We start from the raw sequence: 12459 nt of genomic DNA, 5'->3' as shown, positions 1-12459 counted from the left end.
GCGGCCCCTACGGCCTGTCGATCTCGTCGAGCGCGGTGTCCGGGTGGTGCAGCTCCCGGTCCGCGGCCGGGTCGGCCGGCATCGGCGTACGGTCGACGCCCGCGCGCGGGCCGGTGCGGCCGACGGTGATGGTGCGCGGCGCGGGCCGGGCCGCCCGGGGCAGCCGCACCCGCAGCAGGCCGTGGTCCATCACCGCGTCGATCCGGTCCGGGTCCACCCGGGACGGCAGGTCGACGCGGTACTCGAAGCCGCGCGTGGTGAACCCGCCCGGGATGCCGTGGTCGGCATTGACCTCGGCTTCCGACCGGGCGCGTACGCACAGCTCCCGGTCGTCCAGCTCGACGGCCACCTCCTCCGGCGCCACACCGGGGAGCCGGACGACCACTTCCCAGCCGTCCGCCGTCTCGGCCAGATCCACGTCCTGGCTGCCGGAGCGTCCGCCGACCAGCCGGCTCAGCTCGGAGCGCAGCGACTGGAGCTCGCCCATCGGGTCCCAGCCCTGCTGGCGGCCACGCCAGCCCCGTCCGCCGCTCTGTTCCGTCATCGCGCGTCTCCGATCCGCTGGGTCGCCGAGGGGGGTCGCAGCGAGCTGGGCGCGTTGAGATCGTGCTCCGGGTCGACGCCGACGCCGAGGCGGTCCACCAGTTCACCGCCGAGCCACGCGCTGACGCCGAGGATCGCCAGGGCGACCACCTCGATGGCGACGAGCGCGCCCCCGGCCGCCCGCGAGTCGGCGTTGAGCCGGACCACCCAGACCGCGGCGAACAGCAGGATCACCGCCACGTTGGCGGCGGCGTGGGTGACACCGACCCGCTTGGCGCGGGTGCCGGCCGGCAGGGCGAGCAGGTCGAACGCCCCGGCCGCCGCGGCCAGCAGGCCGCCGATCAGACCGACGGTGATGTTCCAGTACGCGACTTCGGCCAGGAAGCCGGGCCCGCCCACGGTGTCCACCACGTCGAAGATCACGGCGGTCACGAAGAGCGCCACCGGAAACATCACGAGCATCGGGTGCACGGGATGGCCGAGCACCTTGAGCCGGCTCTCCATCTCGGCCTCCATCCGTCACGTCCGGCCGCACGCTGCGAACCGGTCCCTACCCGCCGGCCTCGGGGGCAAACCCGACGCTCGACGCGCTCTCCTAGGCTGACCATGGCGGAACGCGGCCCGTCGCGGGCCGGAACCGTCGTGACGATCAACGGACGGGGGAGGAAGACGTGACGACCCGGGAGATCACCAGCGAGGCCGAACTACGCGAGCTGATCGGCACGCCGATGCCGCGCGCTGCCGCCAAGGACCGCCGTACGCTGCACGAACGCGACCGGGAGTGGCTCGCCGCGTCACCGTTCTGCCTGATCGCCACCGCCGGCGCGGACGGCACCTGCGACGTCTCCCCCAAGGGTGACCCGCCCGGCTTCGCGCTGGTGCTCGACGACACCACGATCGCGATTCCGGAGCGGCCCGGCAACCGGCGGGCCGACGGCTACCGCAACATCCTGGCCAACCCGCACGTCGGGTTGATCTTCCTGATTCCCGGCCGCACCGACACGCTGCGGATCAACGGGCGCGCCCGGCTGATCGCCGACGCGCCGTGGTTCGCCGACATGGAGGTCAAGGGCCACCGGCCGGTGCTGGCCGTCGAGGTCGCGATCGAGCAGATCTTCTACCACTGCGCGAAGGCGTTCCTGCGCTCCGAGTTGTGGCAGCCGGAGACCTGGCAGCCGGACGTGCTGCCGACCCGGGCCCGGCTGATCAAAGAGGTGGAGGCCCCGGCGGAGAGCCTGGCCGACCTGGAACGCCACTACGGCCCGGCGTACCTGGAGACCCTGTACCGCTGAGTCCCGTGGTCAGGGCCGGACGTTGCGCTTGCGCTTGCCCCGGCCCACGTACCCACGACCGCCCGTCGCCGGCTCCACCCGGCGCGGCCGGTCGCGGCGCGGCGGGGTGGCACGCCGACGCCTGATACCGGACAGGGCCAGCACCACCCCGACGCCCAGGGCGGCCAGCCCGACCACGCCGAGGACGCCCTGCACCCGGCCGCGGTGGCCGCTGAGCTGACCGAAGTCGGTGACGAAGTCACCCGGGTCCGCCGGGTTCACCCAGATCGACACCTCCGCTCCGGCGGCCCGGCACACCTCGAAGCAGGCCACCTCCTGCGCGTGCGTCCGGCCGTCCACGTCGTAGCTGAAGTACATGGTGCTCGACGAGGGACTCCGGTTGCCGCCGCTCTCCGTCACCTGGTCGACGACGACCGCCCGCGCGGGCGTACCCCGCTCGCGCAGCGTCACCGCCCAGTCGTCCAGCTCCATCTGGGTGTGGAACGGCAGCCATAGCAACGCGCCGCCGCCGACCACCAGCAGTACGCACGCGAGGCGGATCAGGAACGACCGGCGGATGATCACCCGGCCATCGTCGCCGGGGCCCGCAACCCCGGGACCGGCACCGGATGGGGTTGAATCGGCTGCGTGGCGAAGACCTTGACGATCACCACCCGGAACGCGAGCTTCCAGCAGTGGCAGGCGCTGCTGACCAACCGCAACAAGCGCCAGCGTGCCGGGGAGTTCCTGGTCCAGGGGGTACGCCCGATCACCGTCGCCCTGGAACAGGGCTGGGAGATCCGGGCGCTGCTGTACCCGGACCGGCAACAGTTGTCCCGCTGGTGCCGGGAACTGCTCGACCGCACCGACGCCCGGCGGGTGGCCCTCGCGCCCGAGCTGATGCGGGAACTCAGCGGCAAGGAGGAGGAGTCCCCCGAACTGCTGGCCGTGGTGGCGCAGCCCGATGACGACCTGGCCCGCATCCCGGTCGGGCCCGACATGCTCGTGGTGGTCTTCGACCGCCCCAAGACCCCGGGCAACATCGGCACGCTGATCCGGTCCGCCGACGCCTTCGGCGCGTCCGGCGTGGTGGTCACCGGTCACGCCGCCGACCCGTACGACCCGAAGGCGGTACGGGCCAGCACCGGGTCGCTGTTCGCCGTACCGGCCGTGCGCGTCCCCAGCCACCACGCCGTCCTCGACTGGGTCGCCGCGGTGCGGAAGGCGGGACCACAGATCCAGATCATCGGTACGGACGAACACGGCGACGTGGACGTAGCGGAGCACGACCTGACCGGGCCCACTCTCCTGCTCGTCGGCAACGAGACGCACGGACTCAGCAAGGGCTGGCAGGAGGCGGCCGACCGGATCGTACGCATTCCGATCGTCGGGGCGGCCAGTTCGCTGAACGCGGCGGCGGCCGGGACGGTGGCGCTGTACGAGGCCGCCCGCCAGCGCGCGAAGCAGCGCTAGCGGCCGGCGTCCTCCTCCGGCGCGCCGAAGCCGGGCTGGAACCGCTCGGACGGCGGCCCGACCTCGGCCCACCACCGCCCCCGGCGTACCTCCAGGCCGGGCACACCAGCAAACACCCGGTCCGGGTCGACCAGGCCGGCGACCGACTGCGCCAGATCGCTCCGCAGCTCGGCGACCGCCTCGTCCAGGGTCTCCTGCTCGCCCGGCCAGTCGACGTCGGCGCTCCGCAACTCCCGTTCGGCGGCCTCGAACACCGCCTCCGGGTCGTCGACCCTGATCTCGAAACGGCAGTAGAGCTGCACGACTGTCGACTCGTCGTCGGTCACGGACGGGAGCCTCCCATGTCCTGCCGCTCGCGTCCCCACGCGGCCAGCGGTTCGAGCGCATCGTTGAGGCGTACGCCGTCCTCGGTCAGCGAGTACTCGACGCGGGGCGGTACCTCGTCGTAGGAGACGCGGCGCACGACGCCGTCCGCCTCCATCTCGCGCAGGTGGGCGGCCAGCACCTTCTCGGTGATCCCCGGCAGCAGCCGGCGCAACTCGCCGAAGCGGCGGTACGGGTGCTCGTGGAGTGCCCAGAGGATCAGCACCTTCCACTTGCCCCCGATCACCTCCATCGCGGCGTCGATCCCGCAGACATGGCCGTCCGGTGCGCCCGGCCGGTTCAACGTCGTCATACGCCCGCCCTTCCGACCTGCTCGCTCACCTCAGAGTAACCACCTACTCCGAAGTGCGTACTTGTTCACCTGCGGGCCTGCGACAAGCCTGATCGGCATGGCACACGAGACTGTGGAGAAGACGCCCGTCACGCTGCTGGGCCTCGGCGCGATGGGCGCCGCGCTGGCCCGCGCCTGGCTCGCCGCCGGCCACCCGCTCACCGTCTGGAACCGCACCCCGGCCCGCGCCGCGGCGATCTCCGCCGAGGGAGCGACGGTCGCGAACAGCGCCGCCGAGACCGTCGCCGCGAACACCCTTGTCGTCGTCTGCCTGCTGGACGACGCCTCGGTCGAGGAGGTGCTGGCCGGCGCCGACCTGGCCGGCAGGGATCTGGTCAACCTGACCACGGGTACGCCCGCCCAGGCCCGCGCCCGAGCCGACTGGGCCCGCGAGCGCGGCGCCCGCTACCTCGACGGCGGAATCATGGCCGTCCCTCCGATGATCGGCGTGCCGGACGCCGGCGGCTACGTCTTCTACAGCGGCTCCCGCGAACTGTTCGAACGGCACCGGGAGACGCTCGCCGTCCCGGCCGGCACCACCTACGTCGGCCGGGACGCGGGCTTCGCCGCCCTGCACGACATCGCGCTGCTCAGCGCCATGTACGGCATGTTCGCCGGGGCAGCGCACGCTTTCGCCCTGATCCGCCGGGAGGACATCGACCCCGCGTCGCTGGCCCCGCTGCTCGCCGACTGGCTCGTCGCGATGGCCCCGACCGTTCACCAGACCGCCGACCAGCTGCGCAGCGGCGACTACACGAAGGGCGTCGTCTCCAATCTCGCCATGCAGGTGGCCGGCACACCGACGTTCCTGCGCACCGCGGCAGAGCAGGGCGTCAGCCCGGAACTGCTCAGCCCCTACTTCGAGCTGATGCGCCGCCGCCTGGCCGAGGGCAGCGGCGAGGAGGACCTGACGGGCGTCATCGACCTGCTGGTGCGCTGACCGCCGCGGACCGAGACAACCCACGTGGACAGCCGATACGCCGATGGCGATCTCGGCTGTTCCCCTGATGAGAATTCCCAGCGACGCAATGACGATCGTGCGATGCGACAGAAGCATCCGCAGCGCGTACCCGATCGCGCCGGCCCGACCGGCGGCGAGGGCAAGGTGCCGGTCGCCCGCTGGCGGCGCGTCCTGGCGGTTCTCGCGCCGGTGATCGCGGCGGTGCTCGGCGCCGCGATGGCCACGCAGTGGGAGGTCGGCGGCGGCCGCGCCGTCAGCTCCCTACCCGCTCCGTCGCGATGGATGGCCGAGAACCTGCCGTTGTTCGACGGTGGGGAGCCGGCGTGGATCTGGCGCGGGCCCTTCTTCGTGTCCGTGCTGCTGGCGCTGCCGCTCGTCTGGACGGTCACCGGCCACGCCACCGCGATGCCCCGCCGCCTCACGAGGTACGGGCTCCTCACCGCAGGCATCGCTATCGGCCTGGAATACAGCACCCCCGGGTACGGGTGGTTGTTCGACCTCGTGGCCCTGTTGACGGCGCTGGTGGGCACCGTCTGGTGCGGGCTGCAGGGGCTGCGTCGCGGCGTGCTGCCGCGCCGCGTCGCATGGGCGCTCGTCGCGGCACTGCCGTTGACGCCACCAGCCGGCTTCCTCACGTTCTGGTACCTGCCGCCCGGCCTGACCATGGGCTTGCTGCTGGCCTGGGCCGCTGCCGCCGTCTTGTCCGGCTCCCCCGCACCATCACCTGGACGTGTACGTGGCTCTGTTCGGTGACGACCTGGACGCCGTCGCCAACCGGCTGGGCGAGGCGGTCGCAACGCGGGATGCGGATTGGATGCGGGCCGCTCACCTCGGGCTCGTGGGTCTGCGTGGGGTTGCTCTGACCGGCCAACTGCGGCGCACCGTAACAGGCGGTTACGACATGGGTCGGGTGCCGTCAGCGCCTGCGGCTTTCTTGGCTGCACGGATGGCTGTAGAGCCATCGGCCGCCCCAACGATCCGCTGACACGTTGTCGCTCCCTCCCCGTAGCCTGCCCGGCAGAGTCCGTACGACGGAGGGTGCGTTGTCTGCTGTCGCGTCACTGACCCTGGTTCCCAGGAGAAGCATCCCCGAGTTGGCCCACCTCGCCCGCACATCGTCGTCGTCATTCGGCTCCTACCTCGCCGAACACGGACGCGAGCCGCGGGAGGAGTACGACTGGTCCGGGTACTGCATGCTGCACGTCTTGAGCTATCTGGAGGAGCGCGACGTAGACCTGGAGCAGTCGGAGTTCGATGCCGAGTCGGCGGCCATCAACAAGGTGCACGACCTGACCGTGCTAATCACTCCCGCACACAAGCGGTTCCTGGATCAGCTCGACCCCGCCGGGCACCGCGAGGCGGAGTTGGCCGCCCACTTCGAGGAAATGGGGCTGGACTTCGAGGAGAGCGGCACGGCCGGTTTGGATGGGCTGAGGCTGTTGCGCGACAGCATCTCCGAACTCCGCGACGACCAGGTGTTGCTGCTGCGCATCGGCTGAGGCCAGAGGCGCCAGATCCGGTCGAACCACCCGTGACGGTGATCACCTGTAGCACTTGACGCGGTGCTGCACATGTCTGTCCTGGATGCAGTCGTGTATCCAGGACAGGAGCAGAGTATGACGACCGCGGTGCTCGACCGCGCGCCGACGCCGCCGCCCGTCAGCAGCCCTCCCGGGCGGGCGCCCCGGTTGTACGTGCTGGACGGGTTGCGGCTGATCTGTGCTCTTGCGGTGGCCGGATACCACTTCGGCGACTCATGGAGGTTGGACGGCGTGCGCCCGCCGGCATACTTCCTGCCGGACGCGGCACCGGTGCTGATCTATGGCTTCCTCGGAGTCGAGACGTTCTTTCTGATCAGCGGATTTGTGATCCTCATGAGCGGCTGGGGACGTACCGTTCGCGAGTTCGCTGCCTCCCGCGTCGCGCGACTCTATCCGGCGTTCTGGGTGTGCGTGCTGACCACGACAGCCGTATCGGCAGTGCTGCCGATCAGCGGCGGGCTGCCTTTCCCACCTCTGCCGGACGGGTGGGGCGTGCTGGTCAACCTGACCATGTTGGCGGAGCCCCTCAACACGCCGCTTGTCGACACCGTGTACTGGACCCTCTGGATCGAGCTCCGGTTCTATCTGATCGCGGCGTGCATTCTTGCGGCCAAGCCGACCGAGCGGGGAGTAAAAATATTCGCTGCCGTGTGGCTGGCCGTCACCGTGGTCATGCCCGTCTTCCGGGGCGCCGCCCTGGACGAGGTCGTGATGTCCGACTTCGCGCCGTACTTCATCGCCGGAATCACCCTGTTCCTGCTTCGCCGCAACCGATCCGATCCATGGCTGTGGGTGCTGCTACTCGCCACGTGGCTGGTCAGCCTGCAGCGCGTGTACGGGCGGACCCTGGAGTTGAAGCCCGGCTTCGAGGTGCCCGTCTGGCCGGCACCGGTACTGCTCACCGGGGTGTACCTTCTGATGCTCGTCATCGCGCTCGGCTACACCGACCGGGTGAGAATGCGCTGGCTGGCCATTGCGGGTGCCATCAGCTACCCCTTCTACCTCTTGCACCCGCGCATTGGATACAGCGTGATCCGCAACGTGTACGAGGAAACCAACCTTCCCGCGTCGATACTGATCGGCGGCACCGTGCTTGGGCTGCTGGCGGCAGCCTGGCTTGTCCATCGCTTCGTCGAGCGCCCACTCGCACCCTTGATCCGCGGCTTCGTATTGGACCGGCGACGACTATGAGCACCAGACGCCACGCGCCGAACACGAGGAAGGGTGTGGATCCGACGACCGCGGAGGCCGATTCCGCCTTCCGCGAGCTGTTCGAGGCCGCGTACGACGATTTGCTGCTCTTCGTCGAACGCCGTGCACACCTCGCCGTTGCCGAAGACGTGGTCGCCGAGACGTTCTTGATAGCGTGGCGCCGCTTGGACGAAGTACCGAAGTCACTCGGCGAGGCCCGCGCCTGGCTGTTCACCGTCGCCCGCAACGTTCTGCACAATCGGCAGCGCAGCGACCAGCGGCAGCAGAGCCTCGCGCTTCGCGTCCTCCAGGAACCCGATGCTCCGAGCAGCGCCGAGGCCGACCTCGCGGCTACCCGCGTCGACCTGGTGAAGGCTTGGCAGCGCCTGTCATCGGCCGATCAGGAAGTGCTGACGCTGACCGCGATCGAAGACCTCACCGGGCCGCAGGCAGCACACGTACTGGGCATTTCCCGGCCCGCGTTCAGTTTGCGCCTGCTGCGCGCCCGTCGCCGCCTGCGTCAGCATCTTGGTCAGCGGCCGATCAGCGAACCCACAAGCGTCCCTGCACCGGCCGGCCCTTCACGACGCGGAGGCTCCGCATGACCCACGACGACGTCCTCGCCCGGACAATCCGCTCTGCCGCCGTCCCGGTGCCCGCACGCGTCGCGCAGGAACCCGCGCGAGAATTGCTCGAGCGGATCGTCGCCACTGATCGGCGACCGCGCCCGGCACCAGCGCGCACACCGCACCGTCGGCCTCGCCTGGCGATCGCCGGCGCGGCCGGAGCGCTCGCCGCCGCTGTCGCCTTCACCCTGACATTTCTCAACGCTGGTCCCGCGTTTGCGTCGTGGACGCCCGAGCCGAGTCCGATCTCGGATACCGAGGCACGCGACATCGCCGGCAAATGCCTGCCTGCCCAGGACGCGAGCGTCGCAAGGGTGGTCATCGGTGAAAAACGCGGCGAGTACGCATACGTGAACGCCGTGTCGCCGGCTGGAAGCCAGACATGCTTCCGCGATCGCAACGGGGACGTGACGAATACCAGCATCCTGACCGTGCTGACCAGCACCGAGCGGCTCGGCGCCGGGGGTGTCGAGCTGTACTCGTGGGGTCAGCTACGCACCGACGAAGGCTACGTCCGGATCATGGCGGGACACGTCGGCTCACAGGTGACGAGCGTGGAGATCAACTTGCGGACCGAGGATGGCGATTCGTCACGGACGGCGCGGGCAACCGTTCGCGACGGTTACTTCGGCGCCTGGTACCCCGAAGGCCTCGATGAGTCGAGCAGCAACACCACCACACTGACCGTCCGCCTCGCAGACGGCAGCGCGGTGATCCTGTCCGCCCGCGAACTGTACGAACAACCGAAGCTGGACTGAGGGTGGCTCGGCAGGCCCCGCCCGCCCACGTGCTGGCCGGTTTGCTACCGATCAGTGACGGGCTCATCACGCCACCGGAAGCGCGCCTCGTCCCCTTCGATGACCAAGATGAACCATGGCACCTCGCGCCCGGTCGGGTCAGTCATCGTCACGGCCGGATAGATGGCCTCGTGCGCCTGGCGCAATGCCTCAACATCCCCGGAGTTCACGGCCTCGATCCATGCCGCGAAAATCGGTCGCAGTGGTCGGAAAGCAGGCTCTGGCCGAAAGCGGCCGCGGATCCAGGGGAAGTCGAGCTCCCGCTCATCGACCTCACCGACCAACTCGCTGCGGTGGTGCACCCGCCAGACCCTGCCCACCTTCATTCCGGCAGCGTAGGCCGCGCTGCCGCCAACCACTCCTCTTCCGGAAGCCCATCTCCGTCGAAGGGCGCTGTTGTCCGCCCCGGAAACGGCGAATCCCAGGCCGATGACCTGGGATTCTGTACCGAGCCGCCTGACGGAATCGAACCGTCGACCTACGCATTACGAGTGCGTCGCTCTAGCCGACTGAGCTAAGGCGGCAACGATCGTAAAGTGTACGGCACTCCCCGGCCGAAGCCGAACCGGATCCCCCCGCCTCCGAACCCGGACACCGAGCCACATCCGCCCCGTCACGGGAGAGACTTCGCGCCGCGTCCCGACTACCCTGCGGCGGGTGACCGACGAACCGCCGCGGCCAGCGGCCCCCGAGGCGCATCCCGGCGAGCGCGCCACCCGCCGCCCCCGCAAGATCGACCCGCAGGAGTTGGGCTTCACCCCGCGCCGGCCGGTGCCCTGGCTCGCGCCGCTGCTGTTGATCAGCACCGGCCTGCGTACGCTGCTGGCGATGCTGTTCGGGGCGTACCTGGACAAGCGCGAGCTGCAGAACGCGTTCGGCGACGGCACGTTCCGGCAGGTCGGGCCGGACGGCGGGCTCTGGCTCGACTACGTGGCCGACCTGGGTGACGGCTTCGACGCCACGTACTCGGTGGCGTACCTGCTCGCCCAGCCGGAGCTGACGGTGGACGGGCACCGGCTTCCGCGGGCGCAGACGCTGGTGATGGGTGGTGACCAGGTCTACCCGGCGGCGGGCTACGAGGCGTACGAGGACCGCTGCAAGGGCCCGTACCAGTCCGCGCTGCCGGTCGCTCCGCCGGAGAAGCCGACGCTGTTCGCGGTGCCGGGCAACCACGACTGGTACGACGGGCTGACCGCGTTCCTGCGGCTGTTCGTGCGCACCCGGGACCGGCACTTCGGCGGCTGGGGCACCGGCCAGTCCCGCTCGTACTTCGCGGTCGAGCTGCCGGCCGGCTGGTGGCTGCTCGGCCTCGACGACCAGTCCGGGTCGTACCTGGACGACCCGCAGCTCACCTACTTCGACGAGGTGGCCCGCAAGCTCACCCCGGAATCCAAGGTGATCCTGGCGGTGCCGGCGCCGACGTGGGTCAAGGCCGTGGACCACCCCAACGCGTACGACTCGATCGACTACTTCATCCGTACCCTCGTCGCGCCGACCGGCGCGCAGGTGCGGGTGCTGGTCTCCGGCGACCTGCACCACTACGCCCGTTACGCCGGGGCGGACCGGCAGCTCGTCACGTGCGGCGGTGGCGGCGCCTACCTCTACCCCACGCACCGGCTGCCGGAGAAGCTGGAGGTCCCGCCGCGTGACACGCTGACCCGGCGGGCCAGCAACACCCGGGAGTACGACCTGGCCGCGCGCTACCCGGACAAGGCCCGCTCCCGCCGGTACGGCTGGGGCATCTTCGCCCGGCTGCCGTTCCGCAACCCGGGCTTCACCACGCTGCTCGGCACCCTGCACACGCTGCTGATGCTGGCCATGGCCGGCGTGGCGGTGCAGCGGGTGGGCACCACCGAGCAGCGGCTGTTCAGCGTGCCGCTGGCGATCATGCTGGTGGTGGCGATGATGGGCGCGGTGTTCTTCGCCAAGCCGCCGACGGCGGGCGGGAAGCGGCACGCCCGCCACTGGATCCTCGGGGTGGCGCACGGACTGGCCCAGATAGCTCTCGCCGCCGGCGGCACGTGGGTCTGGTTGCAGCTGCCGTTCTACGACTGGCCGTGGCCGCTGCCGGCGGTCGCCGCAGCGGTGCTCTACGGGCCGGTGAGCGGTCTGGTCGCCAGCCAGCTCGTCGCGCTGTACCTGCTGGTGGCCGGCGCGTTCGGGGTCAACCTGAACGAGTTGTTCGCCGCCCAGGGCATCGAGGACTCGAAGGCGTTCCTGCGGTTCCGGATCGACCCGGACGGCACGTTGACGATCTACCCGATCGCCGTGGACAAGGTGTCCCACGACTGGCAGCTCAACCCCGACCAGTCCCCCACCGCCTCCTGGCTGACCCCGAAGACCCCGCTGACCCCCCGCCTGGCCGAACCCCCGATCGTCATCCGCTGACCCCTGATCGCCGCCGAAGGGGCGGGAGGGTCAGGGCTGGGGGTAGTGCTGGTCGTGGGCCTGTCTGGGGCCGCAGACCGACGCGCGGGAGCACATCGAGCGGGAGCCGTCGGCGTCCAGGCGGACCGTCACCGCGTCGCGCGGGACGCTGTGGCCGACCACCTTGCCCTCACCCTGCGGCGTGGACACCCGGCTGCCGACCGCGGGGGCCGTCTCCTGGAACTTCTGGTACAGCGGGTGCTCGTACTTCAGGCAGCACATCAGCCGCCCGCACGCGCCGGAGATGCGCAGCGGGTTGAGCGGCAGGTCCTGGTCCTTCGCCATCCGGATGGTCACCGGCTCGAAGTCGGTCAGGAACGTGGCGCAGCACAGGTCACGCCCGCAGGAGCCGATGCCGCCCTGCACCCGTGCCGAGTCGCGGGCGGACAGCTGCCGCAGCTCGACCCGGCAGTGCAGGGTGGCGCCCAGGTCCCGGACCAGGGAACGGAAGTCGACCCGGTGCGGCGCGGTGAAGTAGATGGTGGTGCGGTCGCTGCCGTTCTCCGGCGTGGCCAGGACGTGGTCGACGGCTACCACCTTCATCGGCAGGCCGTGTTCGCGGATCAGCCGCTTGGCGGCCACCTTCGCCTCGGCCTTGCGCCGGCGCAGCATCTCGTCGCGGCGCAGATCGTCGTCCTCGGCGAGCCCGGCGAGTTTCGGGAATCCGTCGGTGTCCTCGGTGACCCACTGGGCCGCCCAGACGCACTCGGCCACCTCGGGTCCCTCGTCGGTGGGCACCAGCACCCGGTCGCCCACCTGCGGGCGCAGCTCGCCCGGGTCGAGGTAGTAGAGGCGCCCGTACCGGTTGAAACTGACCGCGCAGAGCATGCCCATGCGCCCCACCCTACGCGGATCGGGGCCCGCCGTACGGCGGCCGGTCGCCGTACGGTCACCGACAGCGGCGATCGGCTCCG

16 protein-coding genes and 1 tRNA gene are annotated in these 12459 nt (G+C 70.5%); 9 read left to right on the top strand and 8 right to left on the bottom strand.

Features of this window, described 5'->3' with window-relative positions:
• Positions 1-7: 7 nt before the first annotated feature.
• Together A8711_RS10405 and A8711_RS10400 are read right to left on the bottom strand one after the other, a co-directional pair.
• Positions 8-544, bottom strand: a complete 537-nt coding sequence (locus A8711_RS10405) for an Hsp20/alpha crystallin family protein (protein ID WP_069088075.1) — start codon at positions 542-544, stop codon at positions 8-10.
• On the bottom strand, positions 541-1047 hold the full coding sequence (locus tag A8711_RS10400) for a DUF2231 domain-containing protein (protein ID WP_030503780.1): 507 nt from the start codon (positions 1045-1047) through the stop codon (positions 541-543). The genes A8711_RS10405 and A8711_RS10400 overlap by 4 nt, the downstream gene beginning before the upstream one ends.
• Before the next feature lie 167 nt (positions 1048-1214).
• On the opposite strand from A8711_RS10400, the gene A8711_RS10395 reads away from it, so the two are divergent.
• Positions 1215-1835, top strand: a complete 621-nt coding sequence (locus A8711_RS10395) for a pyridoxamine 5'-phosphate oxidase family protein (RefSeq protein ID WP_030503779.1) — start codon at positions 1215-1217, stop codon at positions 1833-1835.
• A 9-nt stretch (positions 1836-1844) separates the two neighbouring features.
• Here the strand turns inward: A8711_RS10395 and A8711_RS10390 are convergent, their stop codons facing one another.
• The gene (locus A8711_RS10390) at positions 1845-2399 is read right to left on the bottom strand and encodes a DUF3592 domain-containing protein (protein WP_233607761.1); all 555 of its coding nucleotides are present in this window, start codon (positions 2397-2399) and stop codon (positions 1845-1847) included.
• 63 nt (positions 2400-2462) lie between these two features.
• Here A8711_RS10390 and A8711_RS10385 point away from each other — a divergent pair, with 63 nt between their 5' ends.
• A complete protein-coding gene (locus A8711_RS10385; protein ID WP_069088074.1) occupies positions 2463-3287 on the top strand; it encodes a TrmH family RNA methyltransferase in 825 nt (274 codons plus the stop codon).
• Here A8711_RS10385 and A8711_RS10380 read toward each other — a convergent pair.
• Both A8711_RS10380 and A8711_RS10375 read right to left on the bottom strand, forming a co-directional pair.
• Positions 3284-3613 (bottom strand): hypothetical protein, encoded by a 330-nt coding sequence (locus A8711_RS10380; protein ID WP_069088073.1) that lies wholly within the window; start codon positions 3611-3613, stop codon positions 3284-3286. The genes A8711_RS10385 and A8711_RS10380 overlap by 4 nt on opposite strands.
• Positions 3610-3963 (bottom strand): helix-turn-helix domain-containing protein, encoded by a 354-nt coding sequence (locus A8711_RS10375; protein ID WP_069088072.1) that lies wholly within the window; start codon positions 3961-3963, stop codon positions 3610-3612. Before A8711_RS10375 ends, A8711_RS10380 begins: the two co-directional genes overlap by 4 nt.
• A 97-nt stretch (positions 3964-4060) precedes the next feature.
• Here A8711_RS10375 and A8711_RS10370 point away from each other — a divergent pair, with 97 nt between their 5' ends.
• The 6 genes from A8711_RS10370 (at position 4061) to A8711_RS10345 (ending at position 9079) form a co-directional block, all read left to right on the top strand.
• Complete coding sequence (locus tag A8711_RS10370) at positions 4061-4942, top strand: NAD(P)-dependent oxidoreductase (RefSeq protein ID WP_069088071.1); 882 nt, start codon at positions 4061-4063, stop codon at positions 4940-4942.
• Between the two features lie 24 nt (positions 4943-4966).
• Positions 4967-5716 (top strand): hypothetical protein, encoded by a 750-nt coding sequence (locus tag A8711_RS10365; protein ID WP_255365607.1) that lies wholly within the window; start codon positions 4967-4969, stop codon positions 5714-5716.
• 341 nt (positions 5717-6057) lie between these two features.
• Positions 6058-6462, top strand: coding sequence for a hypothetical protein (locus tag A8711_RS10360; RefSeq protein ID WP_124778881.1), 405 nt, complete (start codon positions 6058-6060; stop codon positions 6460-6462).
• A gap of 117 nt (positions 6463-6579) precedes the next feature.
• Positions 6580-7695 carry an acyltransferase gene (locus tag A8711_RS10355; RefSeq protein ID WP_069088068.1) on the top strand — a complete coding sequence of 372 codons (1116 nt, stop codon included), beginning with the start codon at positions 6580-6582 and terminating at the stop codon, positions 7693-7695.
• Positions 7696-7730: 35 nt separating this feature from the next.
• Positions 7731-8300, top strand: coding sequence for an RNA polymerase sigma factor (locus tag A8711_RS10350; protein ID WP_069088067.1), 570 nt, complete (start codon positions 7731-7733; stop codon positions 8298-8300).
• Entirely contained in the window at positions 8297-9079 is a 783-nt protein-coding gene (locus tag A8711_RS10345) for a hypothetical protein (protein ID WP_069088066.1), read from the top strand. The genes A8711_RS10350 and A8711_RS10345 overlap by 4 nt, the downstream gene beginning before the upstream one ends.
• A gap of 44 nt (positions 9080-9123) precedes the next feature.
• On the opposite strand, the gene A8711_RS10340 is transcribed toward A8711_RS10345, so the two are convergent.
• Both A8711_RS10340 and A8711_RS10335 read right to left on the bottom strand, forming a co-directional pair.
• Complete coding sequence (locus A8711_RS10340) at positions 9124-9444, bottom strand: hypothetical protein (RefSeq protein WP_030503768.1); 321 nt, start codon at positions 9442-9444, stop codon at positions 9124-9126.
• Between the two features lie 124 nt (positions 9445-9568).
• Positions 9569-9642, bottom strand: a tRNA-Thr gene (locus tag A8711_RS10335).
• Positions 9643-9775: 133 nt separating this feature from the next.
• Here A8711_RS10335 and A8711_RS10330 point away from each other — a divergent pair.
• Entirely contained in the window at positions 9776-11506 is a 1731-nt protein-coding gene (locus A8711_RS10330) for a metallophosphoesterase (protein WP_069088065.1), read from the top strand.
• Between the two features lie 30 nt (positions 11507-11536).
• On the opposite strand, the gene A8711_RS10325 is transcribed toward A8711_RS10330, so the two are convergent.
• Positions 11537-12379, bottom strand: a complete 843-nt coding sequence (locus A8711_RS10325; RefSeq protein ID WP_043327224.1) for a regulatory iron-sulfur-containing complex subunit RicT — start codon at positions 12377-12379, stop codon at positions 11537-11539.
• Positions 12380-12459: the final 80 nt, after the last annotated feature.

Source organism: Micromonospora sp. II, assembly GCF_001709195.1.
Taxonomy (GTDB): domain Bacteria; phylum Actinomycetota; class Actinomycetes; order Mycobacteriales; family Micromonosporaceae; genus Micromonospora; species Micromonospora chalcea.
This window is presented reverse-complemented; position numbering and strand designations above follow the sequence as displayed.